11 protein-coding genes are annotated in these 14,812 nt (G+C 67.9%); 6 read left to right on the top strand and 5 right to left on the bottom strand.

Annotated features, from left to right (window positions below):
• Window positions 1-192 precede the first annotated feature (192 nt).
• The 4 genes from ACZYRS_RS18325 (at window position 193) to ACZYRS_RS18310 (ending at window position 5,235) form a co-directional block, all read left to right on the top strand.
• Window positions 193-1,197, top strand: a complete 1,005-nt coding sequence (locus tag ACZYRS_RS18325; RefSeq protein WP_463420394.1) for an AraC family transcriptional regulator — start codon at window positions 193-195, stop codon at window positions 1,195-1,197.
• Window positions 1,198-1,211: 14 nt separating this feature from the next.
• A complete protein-coding gene (locus ACZYRS_RS18320) occupies window positions 1,212-2,153 on the top strand; it encodes a cation diffusion facilitator family transporter (protein WP_463420393.1) in 942 nt (313 codons plus the stop codon).
• Between the two features lie 123 nt (window positions 2,154-2,276).
• Complete coding sequence (locus ACZYRS_RS18315; RefSeq protein WP_463420392.1) at window positions 2,277-3,509, top strand: class I SAM-dependent methyltransferase; 1,233 nt, start codon at window positions 2,277-2,279, stop codon at window positions 3,507-3,509.
• Window positions 3,510-3,747: 238 nt separating this feature from the next.
• Window positions 3,748-5,235, top strand: a complete 1,488-nt coding sequence (locus ACZYRS_RS18310) for an MFS transporter (RefSeq protein WP_463420391.1) — start codon at window positions 3,748-3,750, stop codon at window positions 5,233-5,235.
• A 3-nt stretch (window positions 5,236-5,238) separates the two neighbouring features.
• Here ACZYRS_RS18310 and ACZYRS_RS18305 read toward each other — a convergent pair whose 3' ends face one another.
• From ACZYRS_RS18305 to ACZYRS_RS18285, 5 genes are read right to left on the bottom strand one after another with little or no spacing between them, the layout of a single operon-like run.
• Complete coding sequence (locus ACZYRS_RS18305) at window positions 5,239-5,712, bottom strand: hypothetical protein (RefSeq protein WP_463420390.1); 474 nt, start codon at window positions 5,710-5,712, stop codon at window positions 5,239-5,241.
• A 49-nt stretch (window positions 5,713-5,761) separates the two neighbouring features.
• Window positions 5,762-6,619, bottom strand: coding sequence for a substrate-binding periplasmic protein (locus ACZYRS_RS18300; RefSeq protein ID WP_463420389.1), 858 nt, complete (start codon window positions 6,617-6,619; stop codon window positions 5,762-5,764).
• Window positions 6,612-7,439 carry an ABC transporter permease gene (locus tag ACZYRS_RS18295; RefSeq protein WP_463420388.1) on the bottom strand — a complete coding sequence of 276 codons (828 nt, stop codon included), beginning with the start codon at window positions 7,437-7,439 and terminating at the stop codon, window positions 6,612-6,614. Before ACZYRS_RS18295 ends, ACZYRS_RS18300 begins: the two co-directional genes overlap by 8 nt.
• Window positions 7,436-8,245, bottom strand: coding sequence for an ABC transporter ATP-binding protein (locus ACZYRS_RS18290; protein ID WP_463420387.1), 810 nt, complete (start codon window positions 8,243-8,245; stop codon window positions 7,436-7,438). Before ACZYRS_RS18290 ends, ACZYRS_RS18295 begins: the two co-directional genes overlap by 4 nt.
• A gap of 12 nt (window positions 8,246-8,257) precedes the next feature.
• A complete protein-coding gene (locus ACZYRS_RS18285; RefSeq protein ID WP_463420386.1) occupies window positions 8,258-9,328 on the bottom strand; it encodes an ABC transporter substrate-binding protein in 1,071 nt (356 codons plus the stop codon).
• Between the two features lie 152 nt (window positions 9,329-9,480).
• Between ACZYRS_RS18285 and mgrA the strand changes: the two genes are divergently transcribed.
• Window positions 9,481-10,521, top strand: coding sequence for an L-glyceraldehyde 3-phosphate reductase (gene mgrA / locus ACZYRS_RS18280; RefSeq protein ID WP_463420385.1), 1,041 nt, complete (start codon window positions 9,481-9,483; stop codon window positions 10,519-10,521).
• A gap of 164 nt (window positions 10,522-10,685) precedes the next feature.
• Entirely contained in the window at window positions 10,686-14,801 is a 4,116-nt protein-coding gene (locus tag ACZYRS_RS18275; protein WP_463420384.1) for a TOMM system kinase/cyclase fusion protein, read from the top strand.
• The last annotated feature ends 11 nt before the right edge of the window (window positions 14,802-14,812 follow it).

Genomic DNA, 14,812 nt, shown 5'->3' with positions numbered 1-14,812 from the left:
GGGTGAGGCACTGGCAAAAAGTATCCGCCCGCGGCCCGCGGCGCGGCGAGCGCGTTCCTGCAAAGTCTTTGCCTATTTCTCCAGACCTCCTTCCGGGGGCGTGCAGATTCATGGGAGCGGCGCTAAGCTGTAAACCACCCGATCCTCCACGGTGCCCGCCACCGTGACCTTCACCGCGACAAGGCCCCCTACATGTCCGACGAAACACCCGAAATCGCTGCCGAAATCGCTGGAGCCTTGGCCCAGCCGATGCCGCTGGAGCCCGAACTCGACGAAGCCAGGAAGGAACTGGTGGCGCTCATCAACCGCATCACCGGCGGGCGCGACGGCACGGTGGAAACGCCGGTGACCGGCCTGCAGGTGTTCTGCATCAGCAAGCCCGACGGCCCCAAGCACGCCTTCGCGACGCCCGCGCTCGGGCTGATCGCGCAGGGCTCCAAGCGGATCATCGTGGGCGACGACATCTACGTGTACGACCCGATGCACTACCTGGTCACCTCGGTGGACCTGCCCGTGTGCGGCCAGGTGCGCCTCACGTGCGAGAACGAGCCGTACCTGGGCGTGCGGCTGGAGCTGGCGCTCGACGAAATCGGCGAGCTCATCGGCGACGAGAAGCTGCCCGCCAAGGCCAACGCGCCGGCTTCCCGCGGCATGTACGTCAACCGCATCGCGATGCCGGTGCTGGAGCCGGTGCTTCGGTTGCTGCGGCTGGTCGAGACGCCGGAGGACGTGCCGATCATGGCGCCCCTCATCAAGCGCGAGATCATGTACCGCCTGCTGGTGAACGGCGAGGGCGCGCGGCTGCGCCAGATCGCGCTGCAGGACAGCCACACCCAGCGCATCGCCAAGGCCATCAGCGCGCTGCGCGTGAACTATGCGCAGTCGCTGCGGGTGGAGGACATGGCACGCGCGGTGCACATGAGCGTGTCGTCGTTCCACCACCACTTCAAGGCCGTGACCGCGATGAGCCCGCTGCAGTACCAAAAGCAATTGCGCCTGCAGGAAGCGCGCCGCCAGATGCTGATGACCGGCACCGACGTGGCGAGCGCCGCACACAGCGTGGGCTATGAAAGCCCCTCGCAGTTCGCGCGCGAGTACGGCCGCATGTTCGGTGCGCCGCCGCTGCGCGACAAGCAGCGCTGGCTCTCGGAGGCGGGCAACGACGCGATGGGTGCCGCGTCGATGGAAGCGGCCTAAGGGGCCTGAGCCGGATGGCCGAATCCAAGGTCGCGATCTACGGCGCCATCGGCGCCAACGTGGCGATCGCCATCACCAAGTTCGTCGTGGCGGGCATCACCGGCAGTTCGGCGATGCTGTCCGAGGGCATCCACTCGGCGGTGGACACCTTCAACGGCGTGCTGCTGCTCGTGGGCCTGAAGCTGAGCAAGCGGCCCGCGACACCCGAGCATCCGTTCGGCCACGGCAAGGAGCTCTATTTCTGGAGCCTGATCGTGGCGGTGCTGATCTTCGGGCTGGGCGGCGGCGTGTCGTTCTACGAGGGCATCCAGCACATCCGCGCGCCGGAGCCGATGCGCGATCCGACATGGAACTACGTCGTGCTCGCGGCCGCCTTCGTGTTCGAAGGCACCAGCTTTCTCATTGCGCTCAGGCAGTTCCGCGCGCAGGCCAACGGCACGCCGTTCTGGCAGGCGCTGGACCGCAGCAAGGACCCGACCACCTACACCGTGCTGGCCGAGGATTCGGCCGCGCTGGTGGGCCTCGTGGTGGCCGGGCTCGGCATCTACTTGAGCCACGCGCTGGACATGCCGGCGCTCGACGGCGTGGCCTCGGTGGTCATCGGCGTGCTGCTGGCCGGCGTGGCGGTGCTGCTCATCGCGCAGGCGCGGGGCCTGCTGATCGGCGAGGGCATCCGGCCCGAGACGGCGCGCGCCATCCGCGAGCTCGCGATGGCACAGCCCAGCGTCGAGGACGTGGGGCATGTGCTGTCGATGTACATCGGCGCCGACGAGGCGCTGGTGATCGTCGATGTCAACTTCAGGGACGACATTTCCACGGGCGAGGCGGGCGAGGCCGTTGCCGCCATCGAGACGCAGGTGCGCGCGCGTTTCCCGACGATCAAGCGCATCTTCATCGAGGCGACCGACGCCCCGCAGGCCGGCGCAACGCCTGCGAAAGACGGCGGCGCCTTGTAGCACTTGCTGCGATTTCTTGCGTCGTCACGACCATGCAGGTTTCAAATTTTTTCGTTATTGTTTTGCTCGCTGCAGCACCCCGGCGCACTGGCGCCGGGTGAACCTAACAACACGGAGAGATGCATGCTTTGGGAAAAAAAGCTGGCGCAGTGGAGCGCCGCCGTTCGTGACCGCGCCAACCTGCCGGCGCGCCTGACCTTGTGGGACGGCCAGTCGTACGACTTCGGCAACTTCAGCGGGCCCTCGGTCACGCTGCACGTCAAGACACCTGCCGCGCTGTCGCTGATGCTGCAGCCCACGCTGGACAACCTGGGCGAGGCCTACGTCAAGAGCAAGATCGACATCGAGGGCAAGCTCAGCGACGTGATCGATATCGCCTACGGCCTGGCGAAGACCTCGATCGACAAGCAGGGCGGGGCGCTGCAGAACATGGCGCGCTACTTCACGCACACCAAGTCGTCGGACAAGAAATCCATCCAGTACCACTACGACGTTTCCAACGCGTTCTACCAGCAGTGGCTGGACCCGAACATGGTCTATTCGTGCGCCTACTTCGAGAACGGCGACGAAGACCTCGCGACCGCGCAGTTGAAGAAGATCGATCACATCCTCACCAAGATCGACCTCCGGCCAGGCCAGACGCTGCTGGACATCGGCTGCGGCTGGGGCGCACTCGTCATCCGTGCCGCGCAGAAATTCGGCGCGCGCTGCGTGGGCGTCACGCTCTCGCAGAACCAGTTCGACCTGGCCACCGAGCGCGTGAAGGCCGCGGGCCTGGCAGACCGCATTGAGATCCGCCTGCAGGACTACCGCGACGTGACCGGCCAGTTCGACCGCATCACCAGCGTGGGCATGTTCGAGCACGTGGGCCGCAAGAACCTGCCCGCGTACTTCAAGCGGGTGCAGGAGCTCCTGGCCGACGACGGCGTGGTGATGAACCATGGCATCACCTCGTCCGACCCCGAGGGCGGTGGCGTCTCTTACGGCGGCGGCGATTTCATCGACCGCTATGTGTTTCCCAACGGCGAGCTGCCGCACATCAGCCTCGCGCTGCAGGCCATGCAGCAGGGCGGGCTCGAAGCCTTCGACATCGAGAACCTGCGCCGCCACTATGCGCAGACCTTGCGCTACTGGAGCGACAGCTACGAAGCCAACAGCGACAAGCTGCACACGATGGTCGACGAGGAGAAATTCCGCATCTGGCGCGTGTACCTCGCGGGCTGCGCCTATGCCTTCGAGAACGACGACGTGGCGATCTACCAGATCGTGGGACGCAAGGCGGGGCGCGCGGCGAAGACGCTGCCCTGGTCGCGCCGCTACATCTACGACGGCACCTCGGCGCTGAACGCGGGCTGAGCCGGCGCGCTACGCGGGGCCGCGAAAGCCGGCCTCGATGTTGTTGCGCCCGGATCGAATCCTCTGGCGACAAGGCGATATCGCAAGCCCGTTCGATCGCGCGAACAAGACAGCGCGAGTGCCCGAGCGCCAGCACGAATACGCGCGCCCCGATAGCATCGACGCCTCGCGGCCCCGCCACCTCACCTCAGCTTGCCGGACACCTCCGTCCGGGGCAGCTTCAGGCCCGACACACCCCATGAGCGCCAGCACCAAAACTACAAACCGCCCCCTGGTCATCGCATCGATCATGGCCTCCATGGCCATGGTCGCCATCGAAGCCACCATCGTCTCCACCGTCATGCCGCAGATCGCCTCCGAACTCGGCGGACTGCATCTCTACAGCTGGGTCTTCGCCTCATTCCTGCTCGCGCAGACCGCGATGACCGTGGTGTTCGGCAAGCTCTCCGACCTGTACGGCCGCAAGCCCATCATGTTCGTGGGCATCGCGATCTTCATCATCGGCTCGGTGCTGGCGGGCTTCTCGTGGTCGATGCCGGCCATGATCTGCTTCCGGCTCATCCAGGGCATCGGCGCGGGCGCCATCCAGCCGGTGTCGCTCACCATCGTCGGCGACCTCTATCCGGTGCGCGAACGCGGCAAGGTGCAGGGCTACCTGGCGAGCGTGTGGGCCGTATCGGCCGTCGTGGGGCCGATGATCGGCGCGCTCATCGTGCAGAAGCTGTCGTGGGCCTGGATCTTCTGGGTCAACGTGCCCATCGGCCTGGCCGCGGCGGCGGGCTTCTGGTTCTTCCTGCACGAGGCGCCGACGGTGCGCCGCTCGTCCATCGACATGGTGGGCGCGGTGCTGTTCACCGTCGGCATCGCGTCGCTGATGATTGCGCTGACCGAGTTCGGTGTCGGCAACTCGGGCGTTGCGCTCGCATGGGCCGGGCTCTTCGCGGTCACGCTTGCGCTCTTCATCGCACAGGAGCGCCGCGCGGCCGACCCGATGGTGTCGCTCAAGCTCTGGGGCGCGCGGATGATCGCTACGGTCAACGGCGCGGCGATGCTCGCCGGCATGGTGCTGATCGGCATCACCACCTTCCTGCCGATGTACGTGCAGGTGGTGCTGGAGCGCTCGTCGGTCACGGCCGGCCTCACGCTCACGATGGTGATGCTGGGCTGGCCCATCGGCGCGACGCTGACCTCGCGCACCTTCCACCGCATCGGCCTCTGGCGCATGGTGGTCGTCGGCGCCGCGCTGATTCCTGTGGGCACCGCGACCTTCGCATTGCTCGGTGCCGGCAGCTCGCCGGTGCTGCCGGCCATCGGCTCGTTCATCATCGGCCTGGGCATGGGCGTGATGAGCCTGAGCTCGCTGATCCTGATCCAGGAGGGCGTGGAGCTCTCGCAGCGCGGCATCGCCACGGCCTCGAACGTGTTCTCGCGCAACCTGGGGAGCGCACTGGGTGCGGCGTTCTTCGGCGCGGTCTTCAACTTCGGCCTGACGCGCGGCGACGGCAGCATGATGTTCACCGACGACGAATTGCGCCTGCTGCTGCAGGGCGTGCACGGCTCCGTCGCGGGCGATGCGGGCATCCGCCTCGCGCTGGGCAGTTCGCTGCACCTCACGTTCCTGATGATGCTGGTCGTGAGCCTGGGCGTGGTGGCGCTGGCGTTGTGGCTGCCGAAGGAAGGGCTGGAGAGTTCGGCCGCTCGAGAAGCCAAGGCGGCGCAGAAGTAGGGCTCAGCGCAGAAGCGTGGCGATGGCCCACGGCACCACGAAGCCGGTGACCAAGGCTGCGACCATGAACAGCAGGTCCTTGAGATAGACAGGCGTTTTCGTGATCGCCCCACCCACCGAAACCAGCACGATCGACGAGACGACCAGCACCGAGAGCGCGATCGGGCCCGACGAGAGCAGGTAGTCGTACACGCCGCCGACCAGAAGGCCGACGAGCGCGATGCCCAGAAAGGCGATGGGCCGCGATATCGGCTGCTGCTCGGCCTTGGGCGCGCCCGCCGGCGCGGCCGCGGCGATCGCCGATGCATGCCACATGACACCGCCGAACAGCGCGAGCAGCGTGACTGTGGCAACGGCGCCCGCGCCAAAGCCAGGGAAGACCTGCGCGAGCGCCATGCCGATTGCGAAACCGAACAGCGCGGCAAGCACGACGCGCCAGAGCAGAAGGGCGAAGAGAAGACCGATGAGTTCGTCCATGGCGGCCATTCTGCCGTCATGCGGAGCCTGGACATCGGCGGCCCTCAGTCTAGGAGTGGCAGACAAACCCATCCTTGAGCAGCGTGATCTCGAACTGCAGGTTGCCCGCCCGCGCACCGCGCGCCTTGCTCAGCGTGCCATCGGCGCGCCATTGCCGCAGCGCCGCGGCCAGGTAATCGCGTGACCCGCTATCGCCCTCCGGCAAGCGGATGGCTGCATCCGCTGGCGGACGCAGGTCGCTCGCCAGCGGCTTGTAGAAGCGCCATTCCTCGTTCTGCATGAGCCGCTCCAGCACCTCGCCGTCCTCGGCGAGCGCGGCGCATTCACCGGCCATGAAGGCCGATGCCGCATGTACGGACGACGGATAGCTGCGCGGCTCGGCCCCATAGCGCTCCGACACCGCGCCCGCATAGCCCGAGCCTTCGCCGACGCATACCGTGGCACCGCGCAGCGCGGACGCCGCTTGCACCTTGCCGCGGCGCAGCGCGACCACGAGGCCGCGGCCGATGTCGTAGCTGCCGGGTGCGGCGGCGATGTCCTGCGCAGTCTGCGCGGGCACGCCGGCGACCAGCAGGTCGATGCGGCCTTCGCGCAGCGCGGCTTCCTGCGCGGCCGCATCGAGGCCGACCAGTTCCAGCGGCACCCCGAGCGACTGCGCCACCTGCCGGGCCAGCGTGGCGTCGAAGCCATCGGGCTCGGGCGGCGTCGGCGCCTCGGGCGGGGCGGGACGTGGATAGCGACGCACGCCGACGACGAGCTTGCCGCGTTCGATGGCGCGGGCGAGCACCGGGCCTTTCGGCAGGCTCGACAGCGAGGGCGTCGCGAAGGCCCAGGCGCCGCCGATGCCCGCGAGCGCCACGGCCGCAATGAGCGCCGCGCCTGCCGCCGCCAGCTTGCGCTCAGTCATCGAGGCTCAGCCCCTTGCGCCAGCGCAGCAGCCGCCGCTCCAGCAAGGCGAGCAGGTAGTTGAGCAGCAGCCCGAGCACGGCCAGCAGCAGGATGCCGGCGTACATCGTCGGGATCTGGAAGGTCTCTTGCGAATTGAGCGTGAGAAAGCCCAGGCCCGAGTGCGCGCCGATCATCTCGGCCGCGACCAGCGCGGTGATGCTGTAGGCCCCCGCGAGCCGCACGCCGGTGAAGATCGACGGCAGCGAGGCCGGCAGCACCACCTTGAAGAAGATGAAGCGCTGCGAGGCGCCCATCGACAGCGCCGAGTTGACGAGCAGGCGATCCACTTGCTTGACGCCGCTCACGGTGCTCAGCAGCACGGGCCAGAACGACGCCCAGAAGATGATCGCCACCTTCGACAGCTCGCCGATGCCCAGGAACAGGATGAACACCGGAAACAGCGCGAAGGCCGAGGTCTGCCTGAAGAGCTGCAGCACCGGATCGACGATGGCCGCCAGCCGCTTCGAGCTGCCGATCAGCAAACCTAGCACCACGCCGAAGAAGCTTGCGAGCAGCAGGCCCCACAGCGAGCGCTGCAGGCTCGCGGCCAGGTGCTTCCAGAGCTGGCCGGTGTCCACGAGCTGCGCGATGCTGGCGATGACGGCGGAGGGCGGGCTCAGGTAGGCGTCGCTCACGATGCCCAGGCGCGGTAGCGCCTCCCACAGCGCCAGGAAGATCGCGATGCCGATGCCGCGTTCGGCCACGCGGGCGAAGCTGCGCGCGAGCTTGATGAAGCGGTGGGGCGTGCGCGCTGCGGGCGCGTCGAGCACGGCGCTCATGACACCACACCTTCCAGCGATCGCGGCTTCAGCCCGGCCTGCACTTCATCCTTGAGCACCTCCCACGCACGCTGGCGCAGCGCGGCGAATTCGGTCGAATGGCGAATCTCCGCCGAGCGCGGGCGCGCGAGCGGGATGTCGATGACGTCCTTGATGCGGCCGGGCCGCTGCGTCATCACCGCCACGCGGTCCGAGAGGTACACCGCTTCCTCCAGGCTGTGCGTGATGAAGACGATGGTCTTGCGGTACTGCTCCCAGATGCGCAGCAACTCGCCCTGCAGGATCTCGCGCGTCTGCGCATCGAGCGCGGCGAAGGGCTCGTCCATCAGCAACACGTCGGGCTTGTAGGCCAGCGAGCGCGCGATGGCCACGCGCTGCTTCATGCCGCCCGAGATCTCGTGTGGGTAGCGATCGGCAAAGCCATGCAGGCCGACCAGTTCGAGGTACGCGTGCGCGGTGCGGCGGCGCTCGGTCTTGCCGATGCCGCGTATCTCGAGCCCGACCGCGATGTTGTCGAGCACCGAGAGCCACGGAAAGAGCGCATAGCCCTGGAACACCACGCCCTGGTTGCGGTTGATGCCCGCGAGCGGCTGCCCGTTGATGGCGATGCGCCCGCCGGTGCGCTCGGTGAGCCCCGCCAGGATGCCCAGGAACGTCGACTTGCCGCAGCCCGAGGGGCCGAGCACCGAGAGGAATTCGCCCTCGCGCACATCGAGGTCGAAGCCTTCGAGAACCCGCACGCGCTCGCTCGCGCCGCGCGCGGCGTAGTCCATCCGCACTTCGCGGGCCGAGATCTTGAGGCTCATGGCGCGCGCGGTTCAGGACTTCGCGGCCGGCTGCGCGAAGGGGTTGAATTCGTTGGTGTACACGTCCTTCACCGCCACCTTGCCCGTGGCGAGCTTGCCCTCGGACTGCAGGATGTCGATGTAGTACTGGATCGGCGGCTCGGTCACCACCAGGTCGTCGACATAGGCGTAGCGGTCGACGTTCTTCAGGTCCATGTTGATGCGCTTGGCCACGAGCTTGCGCGCTTCCTCGGTGTTGGCGTTGACCCAGTTGCCGGCCTTGGCGAGCGCGGCGACCACATCGCGCACCGCCTCGGGGTGCTGGCGGATGAACTGGCCGTGCGCGCTGTAGGGCGCCATGCCGCCCAGGCCGCCATCGAGGTCGAAGTCGCTCCACAGGCGCACCAGCGACTCGGCGTTGTCCGCGCGGCCCGAGAAGGGCGCATGGATGATCGCGAGATCGGTGTTGCCCGTCACCAGCGTCTGCTCGGCCTGCTCGTCGGGAATGACGACGAAGTTGATCTTCGTCACATCCACGTCGTGCTGGCGCAGGTACTTCTTGGTCACGAACTCGGCGCAGGCGCCGAAGCTGTTGAAGCCGATGGTCTTGCCTTCGAGGTCCTTCGGATTGCGGATGCCCGAGTCCTTGCGGACGAAGTACTTCATGTGCGGCGCTTCCTGCAGCGTCTTGCCGCCCGCGGCCACCACCTTGAGGTCCGCGCCCGACGCGATGGCCGAGATCACCAGTGGCACCATGCGGCTGCCGAAGTCGATCTCGCCCGTGCCCACGAGCGGAATGATCTGCGGCGCGGCGATCTTGCCGACGTACTCGGGGTGGGTGTTGGTGCCCTCGAAGTAGCCGAGCTCGTCGGCCAGGTAGATGAGGTCGAACGACGGGTTGTTGGGGTACTTGAAGGCGACCTTGTCGCCGGTCTTCTTCACCACGGCCGGGCCGCTGGCCGCTGCCGCCTTGTCTTCCCGCGAGCAGCCCGCCAGGGCCAGGCTGCCGATGGCCGTGACGGATGCGAGAGATGCAAGCGCCTTGAGCGCCACGCGGCGCGAAGGAATGGAAGAGGGCGTCTCGGAGAGCGTCTCGATGGGCATGACGGCGCGCTCCGGTACGGGAGCGGTGGGGCTGGTTGGGAAGCGACGATCCTAGAAAGCCCTGCGCGCGTCACCAACGAAGAAAACCGCGCATGCATATGCGCAAACACGCGGGCATCATGTCGCTCCCTTCCCACTCTTCTGCTCACGCCATGACCTACCTTGCCGCCGCCGAGCGCTACGACGCCATTCCCTATCGCCGCGTCGGGCGCAGCGGGCTCGTGCTGCCCGCCATCTCGCTCGGGCTCTGGCACAACTTCGGAGACAGCACGCCCATCGACGTGCAGCGCAAGCTCTTGCGCACCGCGTTCGACCTGGGCATCAACCACTTCGACCTGGCCAACAACTACGGCCCGCCCTACGGCAGCGCGGAGACCAACTTCGGCCGCCTGCTGCGCGAAGACTTCAAGGCCTACCGCGACGAACTCATCATCTCCAGCAAGGCCGGCTGGGACATGTGGCCCGGCCCGTACGGCCAGGGCGGCGGCTCCCGCAAATACGTGCTCGCGAGCCTCGACCAGAGCCTGAAGCGCATGGGCGTGGACTACGTCGACATCTTCTATTCGCACCGCTTCGATCCGCACACGCCGCTGGAAGAAACCGCCTCCGCATTGGCGCAGGCCGTGCAGCAAGGCAAGGCGCTGTACATCGGCATCTCGTCGTACTCCGCGGGCAAGACGCGCGAGATCGCGGCGCTGCTGCGCGAGTGGAAGGTGCCGCTGCTTATTCACCAGCCGGCCTACAACCTGTTCAACCGCTGGATCGAGAAGGACCTGCTCGATGCCACCGGCGAACTCGGCGCGGGTGTGATCGCCTTCACGCCGCTCGCGCAAGGGCTGCTCACCGACAAGTACTTGAAGGGAATTCCGGTCGATGCACGCATCAACCGTCCGGGCGGCGGCTCGCTCAAGCACGAACACCTGTCGGACGACAACGTGGAACGCGCACGCGCGCTCAACGAGATCGCCCAGCGCCGCGGACAGAGCCTCGCGCAACTCGCGCTGACGTGGACGCTGCGCGATCCGCGCGTGAGTTCCGCGCTCATCGGCGCGAGCCGGCCCGAGCAGATCGTCGACAACGTCGCAGCGCTGCGCCACGCGCCGTTGAGTGCCGAAGAGCTCGCGGAGATCGACAAATACGCGGTGGAAGGCGGCGTGAATCTCTGGGAAAAACCGTCGACCGATTTCGCCTGAACGCAGCGGCCGCACGCGCGAATTCTTTCAGCGTAATAGCGGTCACACACGTAATAGAAAGACCGCCAGAGCCCCTGCGCGGCGGCTTCTTTTAAAGATTTTTCGATCGGAAAAATCACCCCGTCAGCTACAGTAACAAATCGTGTTTCAAACGATGGTGTTGCGTGGCAATCCTTGTTGCGGCGCCCGTCGGATGGCGTTTGCCGATCAACAAGAAGATGGGGGCTGAAATGCAGGACGCCGTCATTGGCCGCGGCGACGCAAGCGAGTCGGTCGCACAGCACATTCCCGGCTACGACCTGTTGGACGTGCTGGGCGCGGGCGGCTATGGCACGGTCTATCGCGCCATGCAGCGCCACACGGGCACCGTCGTTGCCGTGAAGGTGGTGAAGGTCGAGGACGGCAAGCAGCGCGTCGCACGCTTTCACCGCGAGACCAAGCTCTGCGCAGCATTGCACCACCCGCATATCGTGCAGTTGCTCGACAAGGGCGAAGAGGGCGACTGCGTGTACGGCGTCTTCGAATACGTGCCCGGCGAAACGCTGCGCAGCCTGGTGCGGCGCCGAGGCTCGCTGACCGCGACGGAAACCGGGCATCTCATGGCCGAGGTGCTCGATGCGCTGGACTGCGCGCACCGCGCCGGCATCGTGCACCGCGACCTCAAGCCCGACAACGTGATGGTCACCTTCACCGGCGCGATGCCGCACGCGAAGGTGCTGGACTTCGGCATCAGCACCGTGATCCCGCTGCACAGGGGCCTGCAGTTTCCAACGCTCACGATGGCCGAGGAGTGCCTGGGCACGCCCTCGTACACCGCGCCCGAGCAACTGCGCGGCGAGCCGCCCAGCGTGCGCTCGGACCTCTATGCCTGGGGGTTGATGTTCCTCGAATGCCTGACGGGTTCACCCGCCGTGCGAGGCGAATCGACGGCCGAGATCTTTCACCAGCAGCTCAGTCCGCTGGAGGTGCCGCTGCCGGCGGAGATCGCCGGGCATCCCGTGGCGGCGCTGCTGCGGCATGCACTCAAGAAGAAGGCCGACGAGCGCTGCGGTTCGGCGGCCACGCTGCTGGCCGAACTCGGGCGGCTCAGGCTCGACAACCTCGTGGGCGCGCTGCGGTCCGCGCAGCAGCAGCAACAGCTGCACGACGATCCGCTCACGCGCACCGTGGCGTCGCCGCGGGCCTTCTCCGAGAAACGGCAGCTCACGGTGCTGTGCTGCAGCGTCGCGGTCTGGCCCGATGCCGGGGAGGGCCAAGACAGCGAAGACGTCGAAGGCACCGTGCCGCCGTCGGACATCGAGAAACTCGAGCTCCTGCAGCGCGAGGAGCTCGGCCGTTTCTCCGACGTGGCCACGCGGCGCGGCGGCCTGCTGGCGGGCACGCTGGGCGACCGGATGATCGTGCTCTTCGGCTATCCGCACGCGAGCGACACCGACGCGCGGCAGGCCAGCATGACGGCGCTGGAGCTCACGGCCCTCGGCCACAGCCGGGCCGAGGCCATCCGCCAGGCGCATGGGGCGCACCTGGGCATCCGCATGGGCATGCACACCGGCATGGCCGTGGTGGCCGCGGGCGAGATCCCCTCGGGCCATGCGGTGAGTGTCGCGATGCGCCTGGAAGGCGTGGCCGACATGGGAACGCTGCTGGCCAGCGAGAGCAGCTACCGCCTGCTGTCGCGCCACGCGCATTTCGATGCGGCCGGCAGCGTGAGCCTGCCGGGGCAATCGGCGGGCATCCAGACCTTCAGGCTCAATCCGCAGAAGCCGTCGTTCTCGCCGCCCATCGCCGTTGCGGGCGCGTTGGGCCACCGCTGCATCGGGCGCGACCCGGAACTCGAACTGCTGCGCACCCAATGGGCGGAGGCCTGCCAGGGCCAGGGGCGCGCGGTGTGGATTCGCGGCGAGCCGGGCATCGGCAAGTCCTGCCTCGTCGACGTGCTGCGCGAGCACGTGGCGCAAGAAGGCCGAAGGTCCGTGGGCGCGCAGTGCCAGCCCGAACACCAGAACAACGCGCTGACGCCGTTTCTCTCGCTGCTGCGCCAGCAGCTCGATGCCGTGCCAGGTGCGTCACCAGATATCCGCCGCGATCGCTTGCAGGAGGCATTGCAGGCCGCCGGTTGCGACGCGCACGCCGTGGTCCCGATCTTCTGCGCGTGGTTGTCGCTGCCGCTGGGCGCGCACGAGGCGAGCCAGATGTCGCCCGCGATGCAGAAGGCGCTGCTGCTGCAATCGACCGCGCAATGGCTGCTGCACATGGCCGCGTCGGCGCCGCTGCTGCTGGTGGTCGAAGACGTGCATTGGGCCGATCCGACGAGCATCGAATTTCTCGAGAGCCTGGTTGCGCAACTCGTGGACCGGCGCGTGCTGCTCGTGCTGACCGCGCGGCCCGAGTGGACCAAGCCGCCGGCCCTGGAGGCCGAATGCATCGAGGTGCGAAGGCTCGACGACGCGCAGGCAACCCAACTGGCCCGCCAGGTGCTCGCGCCGAGGGAAGTCGATGCCGCGGTGATCCGCAACATCGTCGCGCGCACCGACGGCGTGCCGCTCTTCGTCGAAGAGATGGCGCGCATGCTGCTGGACACCTACCTGGTGGAAGCCGGCGGCACCTGGGTCTTCAAGGACGCGGTGCAGCCGGCGGCCATTCCCGTCACGCTGCGCGACTCGCTGGTCAGCCGCTTCGACCGGCTCGGCGCGGCCAAGAGCCTGCTCCAGCTGGCCGCCACCGTCGGGCGGCAGTTCGATGCGGAATTGCTGTCCGCCTGCTCGGGCAGGAGCCGCGAGGCGGTGGACTGGGAACTGCGAGCCCTGCGCGAGGCCGGCCTGGTCATGCCGGCCGAGCCGTCCGCCGCGGAGAGCGGCGCCTTCATCTTCCGGCATGCACTGATCCGCGACACCGCCTACGAATGCATGCTGGTCGCGCAGCGCCGCCAGCAGCACGAGCGCGTGGCGCAGACGCTGATGCGCCGCTACCCGCAGCGCGTGGCCAGTGAGCCGGGCGGCGTCGCGCAGCACTGGGCCGACGCGGGCGACCACGCGCAGGCGGTCGCGCTCGCGGTGCGGCAGCTTCGCCTCACGCAGCACCGCTCGCTCAACGACGAGACCATCGCCTATGCGCAGCACATCGACGGCTGGGTCGCGCGGCTGGACGGCAACGCGCAGCGCGAGGCCCGGCTCGACGTGAACAGCTACGTCACGCAGGCGATGATGAACAAGCACGGCTGGGCCCACGCGCAGGTGGTGGACCGCATCGCGCTCTCGCAGGAACTGCTGAACGACACGGTGGCGCGCGAGAAGCAGGTGCAGCACCTGTGGACCATGATCACCTTCCACCATGTCGCGAGCAACCGCGACGAGGTGCGGCGGCTCAGTCACCGGCTGCTGGGCCATGCGCGGCAGCAGGAGGACAAGGGCGTGTACGTCGCCGCGCAGACCTACCTGGGCCTGGCGCACTATTCCGACGGCCGCTTCGCCGTGGCCGAGGTGGCGCTCACGGACGCCATCGACTGCTACAGCCCCGAGGCGCATGCGCACCATGCGGCCGAATTCGGTTTCGACACGCGCGTGTGGGCGACCACCGGGCGCTCGCTGGTGCGCTGGTTCGCCGGCCACGACGAGGCCGCGCGCGCCGATGCGGCGCAGGCCGTGCAGTGGGCGCGCGAGATGTCGCACATTCCGTCGCTGAGCATGGCGCTGCTCTACCAGAGCCTGGGCCATCAGGCGCGCGGCGACCGGGCGGCGGCGCTCGCGAGCACGACCGAGCTGCTGGACATCACCGCGCGCTACGGCTTGCCGGCGTTCCAGGGCTATGCGGACATCATCCGCTGCTGGTCGACCGGCGACCTGGCGGACATCGCGCAGGCCGACGGCACCGTGCAGGCGCTGTGGAACATGGGGTGCCGCTACTGCCAGACCTACTACCGCGCCTTCGCCGCCGAAACGCTCGCGAGCCACCAGCGATGGGCCGAGGCGATCGCGCGCATCGACGACTGCCTGCAGCTGGTGGCGCAGCTCAACGAGGGGCTCTACAGCGCCGAGCTGCACCTGAAGAAGGCCCGCTACCTGCTGGGTGCGGGCGGCGACCGCGCGGCGGCGGTCCAGAGCCTTTCGCATGCCGCGGCGCTGGCGCGCGAGGGCGGCAAGCACCGCACCGAATTCGACGCGCTCACCGCACTGCAGGCCCTCGCGCCCGTGAGCGACGAGGCCCGCGACCGCATGAAGGATCTGGCCGCGATGCGGCCGGAGTTGTCCCCGCGCAAGCGACCGCCTGCGCAATTTTCTTGAACAAGGAAGAA

The sequence above is a fragment of the Variovorax sp. AC194 genome (assembly GCF_979257995.1).
This window is presented reverse-complemented; position numbering and strand designations above follow the sequence as displayed.